Raw genomic sequence first — 18,335 nt, 5'->3', positions numbered from 1 at the left:
ATTGGCGGCATGGCTTTTGCCTTTCCAAGCAGGAGTTCCACCTGCTAAATTACACGACTTTACCATTGGTCGCTCGCGCCTTGTAGTTCCCCTTCTTTTCAGCGAGACATGGAGACTCCCCGCATCAGGACGAGCTAGCTCACCTCTGCTTCCTCCGGACTTAATATGACTGTGCCAACACCGAGAAGAATCAAAGCAAACAAGGTGAGCACCCCCATGTGCATCCACATCTGCGACAAAGCGTGCCCCGCGGCCATGCGCTGTATCGCATCAATGGCCCATTTCTGCGGCACGAAGTTGGCGATTTTCTGCATCCACTCCGGCATCAGCGTTACCGGCCAGAAGCAGCCGCCGAGCATGCAGGTTGGGGTTACGATCAAAGAGTTGATCATGCCCAAATTCGACGCATTCTTTACCATGCCGGCAACCGCGCTGGCAATACCCATGCTGGCCAATAGGAAAAACTCCAGAATGACAAATTGCGAGAAGAACGGAAGGCCATAATCGTAGCCGGCCACATAGCGGGTAACAAGCAAGATAACAAGCACTTGCAGCGTTCCTACCAAAAAACTGCCCAGAAAGTTGCCCAGCATAATTTCGATGGAGCGGACCGGGGCCGTAAAGGTTCTCGCCATCGTCCGCATTCTCCGATCCTCCATAATAACAGAGATGGTGTTGTTGATGACTCCCATCATGAACATCAGCATGAACCCAATGACCAGATGCATACTCGGATTCACATATAAATTCAAGTCCGTGACATTCGCCTTCACTTGGTGTTTGTTCATCTGGGTGAGGGTCTTTTCTACGGCTGCTTGAAGCGGGCTCTCCTGAAGTCCTTGCTTTCGATGCACATCCACCGTTTCCTGATAGCCGGTAAGGATGCTGTCAAGCGCTATTTTCAGCGTAACGGCAGCTTCGCTTACACTCAATTGGTACATGTCGACTTGCGGTTCGGCGCCCTTGAGCAGCGTCTCGCTGAATCCTTCCGGAATGACGAACGCGCCTCCGACCTTTTGCTTGGTCACGTCTTCTTTGATGTCGTCTTCAGAGGGAGCTTCCAGCAATCGGTAATCCGGAATCAGCGTCAGCTCCTGCACCAAGTGAGCGCCGAGAGGACCGCGATCCATGTTGACATAAGCGATATCAACTTGACGCTTGTCGTGCCCTGTAACACCTATGATCAAAGAAACAAGGCTGGCCGGAATGAGCAGGTAGATCAGAAAGCCCCTTTTCTGCAAAAGCGTTCGCCGAAGCATATTAAATGCGATAAACAAGCTATTCATGATATCCCGCCTTTCGGTACACGATGAAGGAAACGAGCAGCAATCCGCCGCTTATGCATGCCAGAACGAACACGTGATGGCCTAAGACGGAGAGATCGCTGTCCAGCATAATGCGATACATACTTTGCATCGCCCAATAGTTCAGTGTGAAATTGCCCAATTGACTCAGCAATCCATCTGGAAGAGGCGTAAATCCTCCGCTAAGAAAGGACATGGCTAGAACGATCATCTGGAAAACGGTAGAGATTCCTTTGGACGCTTTCACCACCAACGCTGCGAGAACGGCGAGACTCATGGACGCCACGATGACAAAAAAGCAAACAAGCGCCAGCATCCCGTATGAGGTTCCCCAGTCCACATGATAAAAGAGAACGGTTGCCGCTATGATAATTGCCGCTTGGCAGATCGCAATGAACGCATTGCCGAGCACTTTGCCAAGCAAAATCTTATACTCATGCACGGGCATGGCATTTAATCGGGATAAAGTATGGTTATCTTTCTCGCCTTGAAGTCCCATCGCGGTAGACAAGCCGGAATACAGCAAAAACATAACCAGCATCGATACCGCGTAATACTGCATAGCGGAATATTGGGAATTGGACGCCGACAAATGGCCTAACCTAACATGAGAGGCGGCTCCTGATGCCGGGATGGTATCCGCCCCGCCCTGCTTTTGCAGCTCAGCCGCCGCCTCCGGCCCGGCTGAAATGGCGACAGCTTGATTCAGATTCACTTTATCCAGGAAGGAGCGCAGCACCGTTTCAGCGGTCAAATTCTGCTCATAGTTATTGCCGAGAATCATCTCCCATTCCGCCTCTTTCCCTTCCAGCACGCGGGCGCTGAAATCGCTCGGGATGATAAGCGCAAACTCGGAATCGCCTGCTCGCAGATGCTTGACTGCCTCATCGCGCGACGGAACGGCCGTGGCTTGGATTAGATTCGCCAATTGGGGCGAATGAAGAAACGCATCCACGGCGGATTTCAGAGCGCCGGAGTCCGCTTCTACGACATCCAATTTAACAGGCTTTATGTTCCGATCCTCTACTTTGAAAGCGCCTGAAAGCGCGGAACCCAATATGAAAATGAGCAAGAGAGGCATGACGAATTGGATGAGCATGACGTAACGCATACGCATCATCCGCACTATTTCATATTTTGCAATCGTCCAAATCTGCATCGCGCTCTCCCCCTAATCCCGCAAAGTTCTTCCGGTCAATGACAGGAACAAAGCCTCTAAATCGGGCTCTACCTGTACGAGCGATTGAATTTTGACATCGTGTTTGGATAAGATGAACAAAATATCTTGCAAATAAGCTTGCGAGGAGCCGACTAACAGCTCAAGCGCCTGCTCATGGACGTTCACCTGTTTAATCTTCGGATGATCCCGCAGCTCCTTCACCGCTTGTTCGCTTAAGTTCGCTACCTGCAGCATAATTTTGTTGTCCTGCGCGACTTTGCCCCGCAGCTCCTCCTGCGTGCCGCAGGCGATCAGGCGGCCATGGTCCATGATGCCGACACGGGTGGATATGGCAGCCACTTCTTCCATGTAGTGCGAAGTGTAAATAATCGTCGAGCCCATGCGATTCAAGGTTTGGACCGACTCCAGGATATGGTTCCTCGACTGGGGATCGATTCCCACGGTCGGCTCGTCCATAATGATCAGTTTGGGATGGTGCATAATCGCGCAGGCAATATTCAATCTCCTCTTCATTCCGCCGGAGAAGGCCTTGGGCTTATCGCCCGCCCGGTCCGACAAGCCGACGAATTCCAGCGCCTCCTTTACCCGGCTTTGCAGCAGATTGCCTCTTAAGCCGTAAAGTCTGGCAAAAAACGTAACGTTTTCTCTTGCGCTTAAACTTTCGAAAATGGCAAGCTCTTGCGGCACAAGACCAATGAGGCGTTTCACCTCCAGCGTCTCCTTCGCAACGGAATAACCGTCAACAACCATTTCGCCGCCGTCCATTTTGAGCAGGCCGCTGAGCATTTTGATCGTGGTGCTCTTACCCGCTCCGTTAGGGCCCAACAACCCGAAGATTTCGCCTTTCTGAATCGATAAATTCAAGTGATCTACGGAGATTTGATTGCTGTATTTTTTGACAACATTTTTAATTTGAATAAAACTCATGAGATCCTCTCCCTTTTGCCAAGTGCTTTGACTATCCTTATTGTATCCTGGAATCATCGCCGCTACAGGTAGAATAAGTCATTTTGCATAGTGACAAAAGTCATAAACACGCAGTAAAACATATAAACCAGCTTGTCAATTATGCTATAATTTGGTTATCAGCTTGCGAAGGAAGGGAACCGCTTGTCACCTTTACTGCCAGTAACGCGCTACGCTCTCATTCTCATTCCAGCAGTTGCTTCTATTTATCTGGAAAACTACGCGTCCAATAGCAATTATGCGTTCTTTATTCTTTTATTTATTTGGGTCGCCGAGCTGCGCAGAAAGATTTTCAAACAATCCGCATGGATGCTGCTCGTCGAAATCGGATTCGGCGGATGGTTGAGCAATCAGTATCACGGCTTATTATTCCTGCTCTTCTTCTCCACGCTGCTGACCTATCTGTTCGCCTTTCATCGTTCTATCGGCTATTCTTTCTTTGGCCTCCAACTGGTCCTCCTAAACTTGAGTTTGCATGGCCAGCCAAGCAGCTATTACGTCATAGCCAATCTGATGTTAGCCGCTCAAGCGCTGCTTTTGCTGCATATGCACCGGATCGAGCAAAACAAAGTGGACATCGAGCTTCTATACGATCGGCTTCGGCGGCAGCATTACGAGCTGGATGAAGCCCGCATGCAACTGCTCGATTATGCCAAACAGGTCGAGAATATCGCGCAGCTCAATGAGCGGAACCGCATTTCCCGCGATATTCACGATGATCTCGGGCATCAGTTAATCCGTCTCAAGATGATGATGGAGGCGGCCCTGCGAATATTGCCGGTGCAGATGAGCAAAGGCATGGAGATGTTAACTTCGGTCCGGGACCAATTGACTGAAAGCATGGAGCTGCTGCGCTCAACGGTGCGGAGACTGAAGCCGGATGACGATTCGATGCAGACCTTTACCCTTGACAAGCTCATCGAAGGATTAACGAAGGAAAACGGCATCTCCATTGACGTTGACATTCAGGGAATGCCCTACGTCCTGTATCCCAGTCTTGCCTTTATTTTATACCGCAACGCCCAAGAAGCCATCACGAATGCAATTCGACACGGCGGTGCAACCCGGGTACATATTCAGTTAATCTATGAAACCAAGCAAATTACGATGCATGTTGCGAACAACGGTCAGCCCCCTGCGGGTGACACCGTGAAAGGACTCGGCATGACAGGCATGGAGGAACGCAGCAAGCTCATAGGCGGGCAGCTTTATGTGGCGTTCGAGGCACCTTTTTCCGTGACGACGGTTCTGCCGACGTTTCGCCAAACGCACTAACGCACTAATACAGGAAAGGGATGACATCAACATGATTCATGTTCTCATAACCGATGACGATCCATTCATCCGGGAAAGCTTAAAACTAATCATCGGACTTGACGAAAATATCACCGTGGCAGGCACGTGCACCCATGGCGATGAAGCTCTCGCTTTTATCCAAAGCGGCCAAAAGGTCGATGTCGTGCTCATGGACATTAGAATGCCCATCTGCGACGGCGTCGAGGGGACGCTCAAGATCAAACAAGCGTATCCGGCAATTTCCGTTCTGATTTTGACGACGTTCGACGACGATGAATTTATCGTACAGGCGCTGAGAAACGGAGCCAGCGGTTACCTGCTGAAAAACATATCGCCGGATCGCATCATTCAAGGCATTAAGACGGTTGAACAGGGCAATCTGCTGATTCATCCCGACATCGCCAAGAAATTGGCCAGCTTCATCAGCCCCAGCCCTGCTCCTAACGCGGCGGCTCCCATTACGCTCAGAGATTATGGATTAACAGCCAGCGAACAAGCTGTCGTTGAGAAAATTTCAGAAGGGCTGTCGAATAAAGAAATCGCCCAGGAGCTTTTCCTGAGCGAAGGCACGGTAAAAAATTATATAACTGAAATTCTCAGCAAGCTCAATCTTCGCGACCGCACGCAGATCGCCATTTTTTATTTAAAAAAACAATCAGGCGCACACGGCTAGATCATTAGTTTTTAACCTTTTCGACCTGGATATCCTCCTTGGAGGAGCTGCCTACAACATAATCCGGCGTGTTATTGATGCTGTTAATCTGTGTCAGCTTGAGTGTTGTGCGGTAGTAATGCCCATTCTCTGACAGTAAATAGTTGTATGTATTGAGCTCCGGCAGCGCATCGATGATAATGGGGCTCGTCATATAAGGCGTCTTGTTGATTTCATAATATCGGAAGTTATCGACGTATTCCTTGATCGCTTTCAGCTTGACTGGATCCTTTTCTCCGGTAATGGGGACGGCATTATAATTCGCATACGATACTTGCGGAGGCTGGTTCCCCCAGACCTTCTTCAATTCATCCTCGCCGACGTACAGCTCCTCCGAATATTTCTCCTTCGCTTTGCGCAGGCCCGCCGTTTTCAAACCCATTCGTTCCACATCCGCTAAACGGTAGTAGGCCTGCTCCGTCGTATTCGTGAGAACCGGATAGGTGGCACCGAGATATTCGAAATATTGGACATAGGGATATTGGAACACAATTTCCGTATAGCTCGTCTCGTTCCCCTCCGAAGGTTGGGCAGGATTAACCCGCGGATTGATATAGATCGTTTTGGTGCTGTCCTGCCAATTGACGATCGCCCCCAAGTAATTTCCCAACTCTTTCACAGGCAAATAGCTGCTGTTGTTATAAATCAACGGCGGATTCGCCAGCTTCACCTGCTGCCCGTTGACAACCACATTGAAATCAGTTCTTAAATACGCATCGACACGCTGCAGCACATCCTGCGCATAAACGCCTACCGTAAAACAAGTTGCCATCAAAGTGCCCAGAATCGTGATTTTCGTCCATTTTTTCATTTTCATAGCTAGATTTCTCCTGTCCATCCTTTTATGATAATTCCATAATTCGGCAAACTCCTATTTTTTCCTGCTTTTTTTGACAAAATGAGACCTTCTTCCTACTTAACTTCTATGAAACTTGCAAATCATTGCAGAGCGTACGAAATTCCTTTAAAATAATTGGAAAAACGCAAGTGAAAAGAGGCCTGCCGATTATGAGTTTTACCGGATTTACACAGCATGATTTCGATACCTTTGCTATAGAAGGCTTGGATGGCCGGATGGAAGCCATTCGCGAGCGCATTCAGCCTAAATTTAAAGCGTTAGGAGATTCATTGACGCAGGATCTCTCTCTCTTATCCGGGAACGAAATGTTCCTACATATTGCCAAACATCTGCGCCGCAAAATTAATCCTCCGGTGGACACCTGGATGGCCATCTGCCCGAACAAAAGAGGCTATAAGCAAGTTCCTCACTTCCAGGTCGGCCTTTTTGACGATCGTGTGTTTATCTGGCTGGCGCTCATCTATGAGCTGCCGAATAAGAGCAACATCGCCACAACTTATATGAATCAGATCGACCGCATTCAGGAAGAGATTCCTTCCGATTTCGTCCTTTCCTTCGATCATATGAAAAAGGATGTCACCCCTCTTGCCGATTTAGACCGCAGCGGCTGGAACGACGCATTGATTCGTTTCCGCGACGTCAAAAAAGCGGAGCTGCTGATCGGCAGAAACCTTCATTACCAAGATCCGCTGCTCAGCCGGCCTGAGGAGTTTGAAAGGTTAATTAAACAAACGTTCGAGAAGCTCATTCCCTTGTATCAACTTGCCGTCGACGCGAAATAACTCGAAACGTGGAAATTTTTATGTAAAACTAAGGTAATTTTAAACTAAAATTAATCCCTCCTGCACAGACTATGTTCTGTAATTCCTATTACTCGGGAAAGGAGGTCGTACACGCATGAACCAGCCTTATATGAAAAAGCTTCTAGTGAGCACGATAGCTTTCTCTTTCGTTCTGGGAGCAAGCATGCTTCCTACCCTCTCCGCTTCGGCCAGCGCCCCTTCCGGGGACCCGCAGGAAATCGTTTCTCTGCAGCAAACCGATGACAAAGGGCATGGGCATCACAGCCGCAAATGGCCGATTATCGAGGAATCTGCTACGGTCATCGGCGTTGACAAAGAAGTGCTGATGAAGTCGCTCAAGAGCGGCAAGAGCATCGTGGAAGCAGCCGCTGACAAAGGGATAAGCGAAGCCGACTTAACGGCAAAGCTCCAGCAGCTTCGTACCGGGAAAATTGAAGTAGCCGTTAAAGACGGCAAGCTGACCGCCGATCAAGGCGAGCATATGAAGCAAAAGCTCGGCGAACATTTAAAGTTCATCCTCAACGAGAAAAACCTGCTCGACAACCACGGCAAAAGCAAGTGGCAACGGTTCGGAATGAAACCCGACACGGAAAAGCTGGCCAAAACACTCGGACTGAGCAAGGATGAATTGCATGCCCAGCTCCGTTCCGGCAAATCGCTCGCCGAAATCGCGCAATCGAAAGGCATGTCCAAGGACAAGCTTGTTGCGTCCATCAAAGAGCAGTTAACCCCTTCCATTGAGAAATGGGTTGACCACAAGAGAGATACGAAAGCTAAGGAATAACTGCACGCAAAAAAGACTGCCCAATGTCATCGTTGATGGTTTGAGCAGTCTTTTTTTGTTATTGAGGTCTTTCGTAAAAAATGAGTGATTACTCACTTCACAAATACATACAGATAACGTATGATGAGGATATTAAAAAATGAGTGATTACTCACTTCAGAAAGAGGTGCCCGACCATGGCGATCCACACATCTATCCAAGTCCAGCATGTCAACAAGCAATTCGGAGAAAAAGCGGTGCTGCAGGACATTACCTTAACTGTTCCGAGCGCGCAAATTTTCGGCCTTCTCGGTCCCTCCGGCTCTGGCAAAACGACACTTGTAAGGCTCATTGCAGGGATTGATGCTCCCACTTCCGGCACCGTCGACGTGCTCGGAGAACGCATGCCGCAATTGGCGATGCTGTCCAAGATCGGTTATATGGCGCAATCCGACGCTCTGTATGCAGAACTGACGGCACAGGAGAATATGGAGTTCTTTGCTTCCTTGTACGGACTCGCGGGAGCAAGACGCAAGCAGCGCATTCAGGATGTGATGGAACTCGTTGATTTAGGGCCGCACTTAAAAAAACAGGTTTCCAACTACTCCGGGGGGATGAAGCGCCGTCTTTCGCTCGCTATCTCGCTTCTGCATGAACCATCCATTCTTATTCTCGACGAGCCGACAGTCGGCATCGATCCCGTATTGCGAAAGTCCATCTGGGATGAGCTCACAACGCTCAGCCGGAAAGGCACCACGATTCTCGTCACCACGCACGTCATGGACGAAGCGGACAAATGCCACCAGCTCGGGATGATTCGCGACGGCAGGCTTACGGCAGTAGGCACTCCGGAGGAATTGAAACAAGCGACCTCCTCTTCGACAATTGAAGAAGCATTTCTATACTACGGAGGTGTGCGCGCATGAGAATTCGGGCGATCGTTATTCGGATTTTACGACAGTTTTTCCATGATAAACGGACATTGATGATGATGCTTGTTGCTCCCATGCTCATTCTTTTCATGATGTCTTTGGTTTTTAACGGCAGCACCTATGTCCCTAAGCTGGGCGCTGTGAATGTCCCTGCTCCGCTCATTCAGAAGCTGCAGGACTTGGATGCGGAAGTCACGGTCTATACGGCCGAAGAGGCTCAAAAGGAACTTGAAGCTGTCCGTTTAGACGCTGTCCTTACGATGAATGGAGCAGCCCCGCAGCTGACGCTTGAAGGCAGCGATCCCAGCAAGAATAAAGCCGTTTTATTCCTGCTGCAAAAGGCTTTGCAAGCTGCAGTTCCGGCCAGCTCTTCCCAGCAAGCACCGGTCATCGCCTATTTGCACGGTTCAGCCGACATGGCCGCATTCGATAATTTCGGACCTGTTCTTATTGGGTTCTTCGTCTTTTTCTTCGTCTTCCTGCTCTCCGGCGTATCCTTTTTAAGGGAACGCACCGGCGGAACGCTAGAGCGCCTTTTGGCTACGCCGCTGCGCCGCTGGGAAATCGTTGTCGGCTATATTCTCGGCTTCGGCATCTTCACTATGCTGCAAGCGGCTCTTATCGCCTGGTTTTCAACAAGCGTGCTCGGCCTTATGATGGTTGGCTCATTCTGGTATGTGCTTCTGATTACGGTTCTGCTTGCGTTAGCGGCGCTATCCCTTGGCACCTTGATCTCTGCTTTCGCCAACAATGAATTCCAAATGATTCAATTCATACCGCTCATTATCGTGCCGCAGGTGTTCTTCTCGGGCCTTTTCAGCTTAGATACGATGTCTGTCTATCTCCGCTGGATCGGAGTCGTCATGCCCTTGAAATACGGCGCAGACGCCCTGCGCAATATTATGATTCGCGGAGCAGGATGGGATCGCATTTGGTTGGACATCGTTGTACTCGCAGCGTTCACGTTGATCTTCATGCTCTTGAACATACTGGCACTGCGGAAGCATCGTAAGATATAATAGTTGAATGCGATCAGCTAACTTTAGGAGGTGAATGCATTGTCCGACACCGAGAATGAAATCGAGCCATGGCTGAAAGAGCTGCTTCGCTTGAATGACGAAGAGGAGAAAATGACCGGTAAACAAATCAAAATTGTTCAAGCGGCTGTTGAAGTTTTCTCCGAGAAAGGATTCGCAGGCTCCTCAACCAGTGAAATCGCCCAGAAAGCAGGCGTAGCGGAAGGAACGATTTTCCGTCACTATAAAACCAAAAAAGATCTGCTGCTCTCGATCGTCGCTCCGATGATGACGAGGCTTATCGCCCCTTTTGCCGTGAAAGATTTTACGAAGGTGCTGGAGGCAGATTATCCGACTGTAGAACAATTTCTTCGTACCGTTACGGTGAACCGGCTGGAATTTGCCCGCAAGCATTTTCCCGTGATCAAAATATTCATGCACGAAATCCCCTTCCATACCGAGCTTAGGGAGCAATTCAAGCAGAACGTAGCCGATATGGTGCTGCAAAAAGCGTACAAAGCGATCCGGCATTTTCAAAAGGAAGGCCAGCTGATTGATATTCCGGCTCCGACCAGTATGCGGCTCATTGTTTCCAGCATCATCGGCCTGTTGATTACCCGGTTTTTATTCGTTCCGGAATCGGAGTGGGATGAAGCCAAGGAAATCGATTATACGGTCAATTTCATCTTGTACGGCTTAGCCCCGCGGGAACCATAAGCGCCAAGATAAAAAAAGCTGTACACCTGTCTTCCTTGTTGGGAAGGCGGGTGTACAGCTTTTTGCAGTTGTATCAGACCGTTTGCTGCTGCACGCGCGTCTGACGATCGACAAGCATGAAGCGCTGCAGCAGCAGAATCGCCGCCAAGCAGAGCACGCCGCCGATAATAAACGGCAAGGAGTGCGCGATGGCGAACACCGCTCCGCCAAGCAGCGGGCCGGCAATACGGCCCAGGCTGTCCATCGAAGAGCTGAGGCCCGTTGCGACGCCCTGCCCGACTGTCGTCCGCTGTGTAATCAGCGACGTCACACAAGGGCGTATGAGCGCGTTGCCCGCTCCGAATACCGACAGGTAGATCGCGGCGGTTACTACGCTGCTGGAATACAGCAGCAGGAAGAAGCCCGCTGCCGACAGCAGCAACCCGATGCCGATCACCTTTTGCTCGGCGCCTTGCTTGACCAATCGGCGTACAACACCGCCTTGGATCAAGGCTCCGACGATGCCGCTGGCAAGGAACATCATGCCGATATCGAATGGCGTCGCGCCGATTTTGTCCATTTGGTAATACTGAAGCGTCGCTTCCAATCCAGCAAGCGTAAAGGTAACGAAGAAGGACAGCACATACAAGTATTTGGAGGCGCCGGAGAACGCCGTCCATCTGGATGGTGCCTTTTCCTTCACAGAGGATCGCTTATCGGCGGGCAGCGATTCCGAAAGAATAGCGAAAGCAAAGAGGAACGATGCGAAGGCCAGCGCCGACGCAGCAAAGAAAGGCACATAAGTCCCCCAGCGGCTCAGAATCCCCCCAAGCGCCGGCCCGAAAATAAAGCCCAGACCGATCGACATGCCTACCATTCCCATGCCTTTCGTCCGGTTCTCGGCCGTTGTAATGTCCGCCACGTAAGCGACCGCACAAGCCGTTGCCGCTCCTGAGAACAAACCTCCCAGAATACGGGACACGTACATCACCCACAGATGGCCGTTCGCGAATCCGAAAATCAAAAAGGAGATGCAGAAGCCTAGGAGGCCAACCAAGATAATGGGTCTGCGTCCGATACGGTCCGAAATCCCGCCCCAGATCGGAGACATAAGAAAGGAAGCTGCCGAGTAGACCGATAACAACAGCGCGTTATGGTACTGGGAGCCTGCCCCCTTAACAACCTCCGGAAGTATGGGGATGATAATGCCAAAACCTACGAAAATGGTCATCAACAGCAACATGATGATTCCAATTTGTTTATTCATGATGATGTTTATCCTCCAAACCAAACGTTTTCCTTATCGTATCATACCTTTTTTGGGGATGGAAATGAACATTTGAAGAACAAGCAGCAGCACAAGCACTGCTCCGCTCATCAAAAAAGGCGCATGATAGCCGTATACGTCCCACAGCTTGCCGGAAACGATCGGCCCGATAATCATGCCCAGCCCCTCTATCGTCAGAAAGAATCCCCATACGGCACCTCTTTTCTCAGGCGGGATGGCCGAAGCTATCAGCGCATTCCAAGCCGGTATGATGCATGCATAGCCGATCCCAAGCAAGGCAACCAACATATACAGTATGGTCATTGATTTAGCAAACGTAAACATTAACAGTGCCGCAGCGCTCATCGTAAAGCCGGTGATCAAGAACGGACGTATGCCGCGGCGATCCACCCATTTTCCCACCGGCACCAGGCAAATGACCGTCACGGCCCCCCCAGCGACCAAAAACATGCTGTAGGCAAACGAAGAGAGTTTAAGCACCTCTTTCGCGTACAGGGTAAGAATGGGTGTCAATATGCCAAGTGCAAACGTCTGTGCGAACATAGCCGGAAACATCAGCGGACTAACCGACATAGAGCGTCTTACTTCACTTAGATAGGTCGAGATTCGCTGCATGAGCGGCGCCGCTGCCTTGCTGCTCTGGGTCACCGCCTTCTCTGCTGCGCCCTGCTCTCTCGAACGCTTTCTTGGAAGAAACAGCGCCACAATCACCACTATCGTCATACAAGCAATTAATAGACGAAATGCGGTCATGTACCGGTTTTCGCCGACAAAGAAATTAATGGCCACCGGCCCGAGCCCAACCCCCGACAGCCATGCCATGTAGACAACGCTCATGATTGTCGCTTTGCCATCCTCCCCGGCCACTTCGGTCGTTCCTGTAATGACACAGGGCCATAACGGAGCCGTGCCAAAGCCGAGCAGCGCGCAGCCGACGATCATCCATATGTATTGGGATGTCGTAGCCATGAGGACTACCGAGATGAAGGTCAGAAGCACACCGGTGAGCATCGTCGTACGATAACCGAGCTTGTCTATGATCCAGCCGACAGGTGTGCGCAGCACGTTATCGCCTATATACTGAGCCGCAAGAGTCCAGCCAATAATAAACGCCGACGCACCGAGCGCAGTTTTCATATATACCGGCAATATCGTAATCAGCAGAGCGCCCTTCACAAATTCGACGATAAACATAATAATTAACAATTCGATCACAAATGGGGAAAACAGCCGGTTTTTCCGCCATTTTTGCATCAAACTCATATCATTTCTCCTTATTTAGCCGTATTTTAACAAGTGCTGTTAGTTTTTCCCCAATTGGCACAAACTATTTTCAAAAAATTAGCTTGCATGAAATCTCTAGTTTGATATACTCATTTTGTTTGTTGCAACTTTCGACAAGCAATCTACGATAGAAGGGAAGCGATAATCAGGTGGATCATACCCGTACCCCCCTGTTCCATGCATTGCTTAAGCATGCTGAAAGAAATCCGATTCAGTTTCACATTCCTGGCCATAAAAAAGGAGTCGGCATGGACCCGGAGTTTCGTTCCTTTATTGGGGACAATGCCCTGTCCATCGACCTCATCAATATAGCACCGCTAGATGACCTCCATCAACCGATGGGCGTCATCGAGGAAGCCCAGAAGCTTGCTGCGGACGCCTATGGTGCCGATCATACGTTCTTCTCGGTACAAGGAACGAGCGGAGCCATCATGACGATGATTATGACGGTCTGTTCGGAAGGCGATAAAATTATCGTCCCGCGAAATGTACATAAATCCGTCTTGGCCGCCATTATTTTCGTAGGCGCGAAGCCGGTATTTATTCAACCTGCACGCGACAAGAACTTAGGGATCGATCACGGCATTCCGACTCGTTCGGTCCGCCGGGCGCTGGAGAAACATCCTGACGCCAAAGCCGTATTGGTCATCAACCCGACCTACTATGGCGTATGCACCAACCTGAAAGAGATCGTTGACCTGGTACACAGCTACAACATGCCGGTCCTCGTCGATGAAGCGCACGGGGTGCTCATTCATTTCCATGACAAGCTGCCGATGTCTGCGATGGAAGCCGGCGCCGATATGGCGGCAACGAGCGTTCATAAGCTGGGCGGTTCCATGACGCAAAGCTCGGTCCTTAACGTGAAAGGCAACCGTGTAAATCCGAAGCGTATCCAGACGATTATTTCCATGCTTACGACGACTTCGACGTCTTATATTTTGCTAGCTTCGCTAGATACCGCTCGCAGACATTTGGCTTTGAACGGGCATGAAATGGCGGAACGCACCATTGCGCTTGCGCAGTATACCAGAAAGCAAATCAATGAAATTCCAAACCTGTACTGCTTTGGGGAAGAGATTTTGGGAGAAGAAGCTACTTATACTTACGATCCTACCAAAATATGCGTGCATGTGCGCAAGCTTGGCATCACAGGCTTTGAGGTCGAGAATTGGCTGCGCGAGCATTACAATATTGAAGTCGAAATGAGCGACATGTACAACATCCTGTGCCTCGTTACGCCGGGAGATACGCAAGAGAACGTTGAAATTTTACTCGAAGCTCTGCGCAAGCTCTCCCACATGAATGACGATGTGGTTGAGGTGAAAGAGGTTGTCATTAAAGTGCCTGCGATCCCTCAATTAACGCTGACGCCACGGGACGCTTTCTACGGAGAGACGGAAGTATTGCCGTTCAAGGATTCCGCTGACCGCATTATTGCCGAATTCATCTATGTGTATCCGCCGGGAATTCCAATTCTGCTTCCGGGTGAAGTCATCACACAGGAGCTTATTGATTACATTGTCGAGCATGTGGAGGTCGGGCTTCCTGTCAAAGGGCCTGAGGACCGCAGCGTTCAAAATGTTAAAGTCATCGTCGAGACGCAAGCGATTTTCTAAACGCCCGTCATTCAGGTATATATTGTAAAACCGTTTACATGATGCTATGATGTTGGTGATGTTTAGCGAATGAGGTGAACAAGGAATGGCTCAAAGCGCTTATATTAAATTCGTAACAGGCTCCCAAGTATCCGCACTCACCTTGGATGAACTCAAGGAAAAGCTTTTGCATTACCGTGATCAGCTCAGTCTGACAGCCAAGCAGCTTGGCTGGGAGTATGACGAGGCCGGATTCCCCTACACCATTGAGACGAAGCCGGAAGGCGAAGGCAAATGGTTCTATCTGAAAGGTATCAATCCTTTATACAAATATATCGTGATTGGTGTCGGCAGCGAGAAGAATCAAGAGGAAGACCGGCATTATGTCCAAGTCGTATTACCCGACGACGCCACCCATGGCGACAAGAGCAAAGGCAACGAATTCTGCAAATACCTTGGCAAACTGCTGAAAGCTGAACTTCATCTATTCAACGGCAGAATCATGTACTTTAATCCTCGTAAATGAATTCTTACACAAATGGGCTGTCCCGGAAGTTTTTCAAACTTCCAGGACAGCCCCATTTTACAGGCCAATAATTAGCGAAGGGCTGCCCATCCAGTAGGTAATCTACTAGAGGGGCAGCCCTTCTTATGTATAGCTCTTATTCTTCGCCTTCTTGAGCTACGATCTCATTGTAAATGGTCACTACGCGCTCCCATTCTTCTTCATCCTCAATGTTGACTAGGAAAGCATCGTCGCCATCTTCTTCAACACGGAAAATTACGCCGTCCGCTTCAGGATCATTGCGATCAAGCAATACAGCATATGCTTGCTCTTGAGATTGGAAGGTATATACCATCACCATCTCGTGCTCTTCACCGTTCTCGTCCGTTACGATAAAAACATCTTCCCCATGCTCGTGATCGTGGTCACAGTCCGGGCCGTGTACATGATCGTGCTTCTCATCGCTCACAGGCAGAACCTCATTTCGTCGAATAATTAGTTACGTCATTATCCTATCATTTTCATATTCAGAGGTCAAACCACTTTCTGATCAGCTTATCCTATTCCGATTGGATCTGCTTCTCGGAAACGACGGAATAATCGCTGGCTCCATCCTGCTTCATCGCAAATTTAACGACATAGGTGCCGGCCTCGTCAAAGGAAACGCCGTACAAAGGCACCTTTAGCCAAAAAGCCTGCTTCGACTCCGTAATGGATTTCACAACCGGTGTAACGACACTCTTGCCGCTTGGCGATATGATCGAAACTCTCACCGAATTAATGTTCGTCTTCAAATTGTCTACTTGCGCAAATACGATAAAGTCCGCTAGCTTGCCCTTCTCCACGACGCCGAACGGAACGATGGCGGAGTCTTTACGCACTTCTGTCGTGAAGAACAAGTGCACGTTCGGTTTGTATAAGTAAGCGGTCTTGTTCGAATTATCCCATTTCACCAACGCTTGCAATGCATCGCTTACAGCGCGTAAAGGCAAAACCGTGCTCCCATCGACGATCAGTGGCGGAACATCGGAATCACCGAACTCCGACGTCGTATCGTTGACAACCAGACGGGCAACGTTGAATCCCTTAAAATCCCCCCATATCGACGAGGCCACCACTGCAGCCGTACTTAGAACAAAAAACACCAGCATCAACGTGAATATCCGCTGAACTACTTTCATCTTCAATAACCTCCAGCTCTCGTTAGTAATCTTCATGTCTGCATCTTTATACTCCGAAGGCACAGAAGAGTTGCGATGATTTTATAATTTTGATAAAAAAGCTAGAACGCGTTGGATATACGCCTCCGGCTGCATCTGATAGGAACCGACATGCCCCGCTTTTTGGGTGATCCACAGCTCGAAAGCGTCCGGATGACGGCGCCACATCCCTTCGCTATTGGACCAAGGGATCGCGTTATCGTCCCGGCTGTGTATGAACAGGATCGGTCTGGGATAAATACGATCGACTGCGGCAAGCGCATCCACATGCTTCGGATTAACGCCTATCAACCTTGGCAAAATGCCCAGAATCAAGGGAGTGAACGGAAACCGCGGCAGTTTGGACCATACCGGCAGGTTATCTCTTAAATAAGGACTCAGTTGGCTGAAAGCACTGTCCGTAATAACTCCCGAAACGGAGGACTCTTCGGCTGCTGCGAGTAGCGATGTGCTGCCCCCCATCGAGAAGCCCAATAAGCAAATTTTACCTGGCACATGCTCCTGCACCCAGCGGATGGCTCCTAGGATATCCTGCTTCTCCAAATAGCCGACGGTTGTCAAATGGCCTTCCGAATTGCCGGAATTGCGAAAATCAAACATGAGTACATGATAGCCCGCATCTACGATTGACTTGGCTAACGCTAGTGCCGGAAGTCCCTTTTCCAACCGGGTTCCGGCATAGCCGTGAGACATAATCACCGTTACGGCAAGCTCGCGAGCTCCCGCCGAAGGCGATTGAAAAAACCATCCATCAAGCTTAACATCATCCGACAGGCTTGAGAATGTAATATCCTGCTTCAGCAAGCCGTATTGCTCCGGAGACTCGTCGACGATCTTGCGTTTCGGATGGGTCAACTGCCAACCTACGTAGGTAGCTATACCTATTAAACTCAAGCCCACCAGCACAATCAGCGTACCAATTATGAACCAAATCATCGTCATTATCATCACCTTTAGGATAAAAATAGGAGTTAAGCATGATGCTATAGGCTTTCCAGGCAAGCACATAAAGGTTGAAATCGGACAACCACCCATGCTACATTAGAAAAAGATGGTTTTTGTCGAAAAATGGGGGCAGCTGAATGAGTTTGCAAATTCAAATGTTGGGAACCGGCAGTGCTTTTGCCAAAACATTTTATAATACAAGCGCATTAGTCCGTTCAAATGGGATGAACATCCTCATCGACTGCGGGCTAACGACGCCAAAATCACTTTACGACATCCACATGAAGCCAGACCAAATCGATGGTATCGTCATTTCACATATTCATGCCGATCATGTCGGCGGCCTGGAAGAGATCGCTTTTCGATTATTATATGAAAGCAACCAGAAGAAAACAAAGCTTTTCCTTACGAAAGCGATTGCCGATATTTTGTGGGAAAACACCCTGAGAGGCGGCATGTATAATCCGGAGGAAGGCTACTATGCCCTCGAGGATTATTTCGATGTCAACGTGATCGAGGAGCGAGTGCCTTTTGAAATCGGTCCCGGACTCTCCGTTGAATTCATACCGACCCTTCATATTCCCCGCAAACCCAGCTACTCGCTGTTCATCAACGACCGCATCTTCTATAGCGCGGATATCCGCTTCAATGAGGATTTGCTTGTTCACGAAGTCGTTGATAAAAGAAATTGTCATACGATCTTTCACGATTGTCAATTAAGCGGCCAAGGCTTCATCCACGCCACGCTGGGCGAATTGCTAACATTACCAGAGCATATTCAGCAGCGGATGTATCTCATGCATTATGCGGACAATATGAATGAATTCATAGGTAAAACCGGCAGCATGAAATTTGTCCACCAGCACCAAGTCATCGAATTTCCAGAATCATGATACGCCTGAGAACCTGAGGGATTCACACTCCTGCAAGGTTCTTTTTTTCGCGCTTATCCGTGTTTATTTCCTATT

19 protein-coding genes are annotated in these 18,335 nt (G+C 49.4%); 10 read left to right on the top strand and 9 right to left on the bottom strand.

What is annotated here, in order from left to right:
- Nucleotides 1-134: 134 nt before the first annotated feature.
- The 3 genes from AC3WRW_RS26605 to AC3WRW_RS26595 are packed head-to-tail and all read right to left on the bottom strand — an operon-like array spanning nt 135 to nt 3,411.
- Nucleotides 135-1,286 carry an ABC transporter permease gene (locus tag AC3WRW_RS26605; protein ID WP_492549240.1) on the bottom strand — a complete coding sequence of 384 codons (1,152 nt, stop codon included), beginning with the start codon at nt 1,284-1,286 and terminating at the stop codon, nt 135-137.
- Nucleotides 1,279-2,463 carry an ABC transporter permease gene (locus AC3WRW_RS26600; protein ID WP_492549239.1) on the bottom strand — a complete coding sequence of 395 codons (1,185 nt, stop codon included), beginning with the start codon at nt 2,461-2,463 and terminating at the stop codon, nt 1,279-1,281. Before AC3WRW_RS26600 ends, AC3WRW_RS26605 begins: the two co-directional genes overlap by 8 nt.
- 12 nt (nt 2,464-2,475) lie before the next feature.
- Nucleotides 2,476-3,411, bottom strand: a complete 936-nt coding sequence (locus tag AC3WRW_RS26595; RefSeq protein WP_492549238.1) for an ABC transporter ATP-binding protein — start codon at nt 3,409-3,411, stop codon at nt 2,476-2,478.
- Nucleotides 3,412-3,594: 183 nt separating this feature from the next.
- Between AC3WRW_RS26595 and AC3WRW_RS26590 the strand changes: the two genes are divergently transcribed.
- Nucleotides 3,595-4,725: a sensor histidine kinase gene (locus AC3WRW_RS26590; protein ID WP_492549237.1), complete on the top strand. Its 1,131-nt coding sequence runs from the start codon at nt 3,595-3,597 to the stop codon at nt 4,723-4,725.
- Between the two features lie 31 nt (nt 4,726-4,756).
- The gene (locus AC3WRW_RS26585) at nt 4,757-5,419 is read left to right on the top strand and encodes a response regulator transcription factor (RefSeq protein ID WP_492549236.1); all 663 of its coding nucleotides are present in this window, start codon (nt 4,757-4,759) and stop codon (nt 5,417-5,419) included.
- A gap of 4 nt (nt 5,420-5,423) precedes the next feature.
- Here the strand turns inward: AC3WRW_RS26585 and AC3WRW_RS26580 are convergent, their stop codons facing one another.
- Nucleotides 5,424-6,275 carry a stalk domain-containing protein gene (locus AC3WRW_RS26580; protein WP_492549235.1) on the bottom strand — a complete coding sequence of 284 codons (852 nt, stop codon included), beginning with the start codon at nt 6,273-6,275 and terminating at the stop codon, nt 5,424-5,426.
- 191 nt (nt 6,276-6,466) lie between these two features.
- Here AC3WRW_RS26580 and AC3WRW_RS26575 point away from each other — a divergent pair, with 191 nt between their 5' ends.
- The 5 genes from AC3WRW_RS26575 (at nt 6,467) to AC3WRW_RS26555 (ending at nt 10,548) form a co-directional block, all read left to right on the top strand.
- Nucleotides 6,467-7,099, top strand: coding sequence for a YktB family protein (locus AC3WRW_RS26575; RefSeq protein ID WP_492549234.1), 633 nt, complete (start codon nt 6,467-6,469; stop codon nt 7,097-7,099).
- Between the two features lie 115 nt (nt 7,100-7,214).
- Entirely contained in the window at nt 7,215-7,904 is a 690-nt protein-coding gene (locus AC3WRW_RS26570; RefSeq protein ID WP_492549233.1) for a hypothetical protein, read from the top strand.
- Nucleotides 7,905-8,080: 176 nt separating this feature from the next.
- The gene (locus AC3WRW_RS26565) at nt 8,081-8,809 is read left to right on the top strand and encodes an ABC transporter ATP-binding protein (RefSeq protein WP_492549232.1); all 729 of its coding nucleotides are present in this window, start codon (nt 8,081-8,083) and stop codon (nt 8,807-8,809) included.
- Nucleotides 8,806-9,834 (top strand): ABC transporter permease, encoded by a 1,029-nt coding sequence (locus AC3WRW_RS26560; protein WP_492549231.1) that lies wholly within the window; start codon nt 8,806-8,808, stop codon nt 9,832-9,834. The genes AC3WRW_RS26565 and AC3WRW_RS26560 overlap by 4 nt, the downstream gene beginning before the upstream one ends.
- 39 nt (nt 9,835-9,873) lie before the next feature.
- Nucleotides 9,874-10,548, top strand: a complete 675-nt coding sequence (locus AC3WRW_RS26555) for a TetR/AcrR family transcriptional regulator (protein WP_492549230.1) — start codon at nt 9,874-9,876, stop codon at nt 10,546-10,548.
- Nucleotides 10,549-10,621: 73 nt separating this feature from the next.
- Here AC3WRW_RS26555 and AC3WRW_RS26550 read toward each other — a convergent pair whose 3' ends face one another.
- Together AC3WRW_RS26550 and AC3WRW_RS26545 are read right to left on the bottom strand one after the other, a co-directional pair.
- Nucleotides 10,622-11,794 (bottom strand): MFS transporter, encoded by a 1,173-nt coding sequence (locus tag AC3WRW_RS26550; RefSeq protein WP_492549229.1) that lies wholly within the window; start codon nt 11,792-11,794, stop codon nt 10,622-10,624.
- 33 nt (nt 11,795-11,827) lie between these two features.
- On the bottom strand, nt 11,828-13,078 hold the full coding sequence (locus AC3WRW_RS26545; RefSeq protein ID WP_492549228.1) for an MFS transporter: 1,251 nt from the start codon (nt 13,076-13,078) through the stop codon (nt 11,828-11,830).
- A 170-nt stretch (nt 13,079-13,248) separates the two neighbouring features.
- Here AC3WRW_RS26545 and AC3WRW_RS26540 point away from each other — a divergent pair, with 170 nt between their 5' ends.
- Nucleotides 13,249-14,718 carry an aminotransferase class I/II-fold pyridoxal phosphate-dependent enzyme gene (locus tag AC3WRW_RS26540; RefSeq protein WP_492549227.1) on the top strand — a complete coding sequence of 490 codons (1,470 nt, stop codon included), beginning with the start codon at nt 13,249-13,251 and terminating at the stop codon, nt 14,716-14,718.
- 85 nt (nt 14,719-14,803) lie between these two features.
- Complete coding sequence (locus AC3WRW_RS26535) at nt 14,804-15,223, top strand: DUF1885 family protein (protein WP_171686134.1); 420 nt, start codon at nt 14,804-14,806, stop codon at nt 15,221-15,223.
- A gap of 136 nt (nt 15,224-15,359) precedes the next feature.
- On the opposite strand, the gene AC3WRW_RS26530 is transcribed toward AC3WRW_RS26535, so the two are convergent.
- From AC3WRW_RS26530 to AC3WRW_RS26520, 3 genes are all read right to left on the bottom strand, one after another.
- Nucleotides 15,360-15,671, bottom strand: a complete 312-nt coding sequence (locus AC3WRW_RS26530) for a DUF1292 domain-containing protein (protein ID WP_127452090.1) — start codon at nt 15,669-15,671, stop codon at nt 15,360-15,362.
- 91 nt (nt 15,672-15,762) lie between these two features.
- Nucleotides 15,763-16,383, bottom strand: a complete 621-nt coding sequence (locus AC3WRW_RS26525) for a stalk domain-containing protein (RefSeq protein ID WP_492549226.1) — start codon at nt 16,381-16,383, stop codon at nt 15,763-15,765.
- An 81-nt stretch (nt 16,384-16,464) separates the two neighbouring features.
- Nucleotides 16,465-17,358 (bottom strand): alpha/beta hydrolase, encoded by an 894-nt coding sequence (locus AC3WRW_RS26520; protein ID WP_492549225.1) that lies wholly within the window; start codon nt 17,356-17,358, stop codon nt 16,465-16,467.
- Nucleotides 17,359-17,504: 146 nt separating this feature from the next.
- Here AC3WRW_RS26520 and AC3WRW_RS26515 point away from each other — a divergent pair, with 146 nt between their 5' ends.
- Nucleotides 17,505-18,260: an MBL fold metallo-hydrolase gene (locus AC3WRW_RS26515; protein ID WP_492549224.1), complete on the top strand. Its 756-nt coding sequence runs from the start codon at nt 17,505-17,507 to the stop codon at nt 18,258-18,260.
- Nucleotides 18,261-18,335: the final 75 nt, after the last annotated feature.

The sequence above is a fragment of the Paenibacillus sp. FW126-R14 genome, from assembly GCF_058789495.1.
This window is presented reverse-complemented; position numbering and strand designations above follow the sequence as displayed.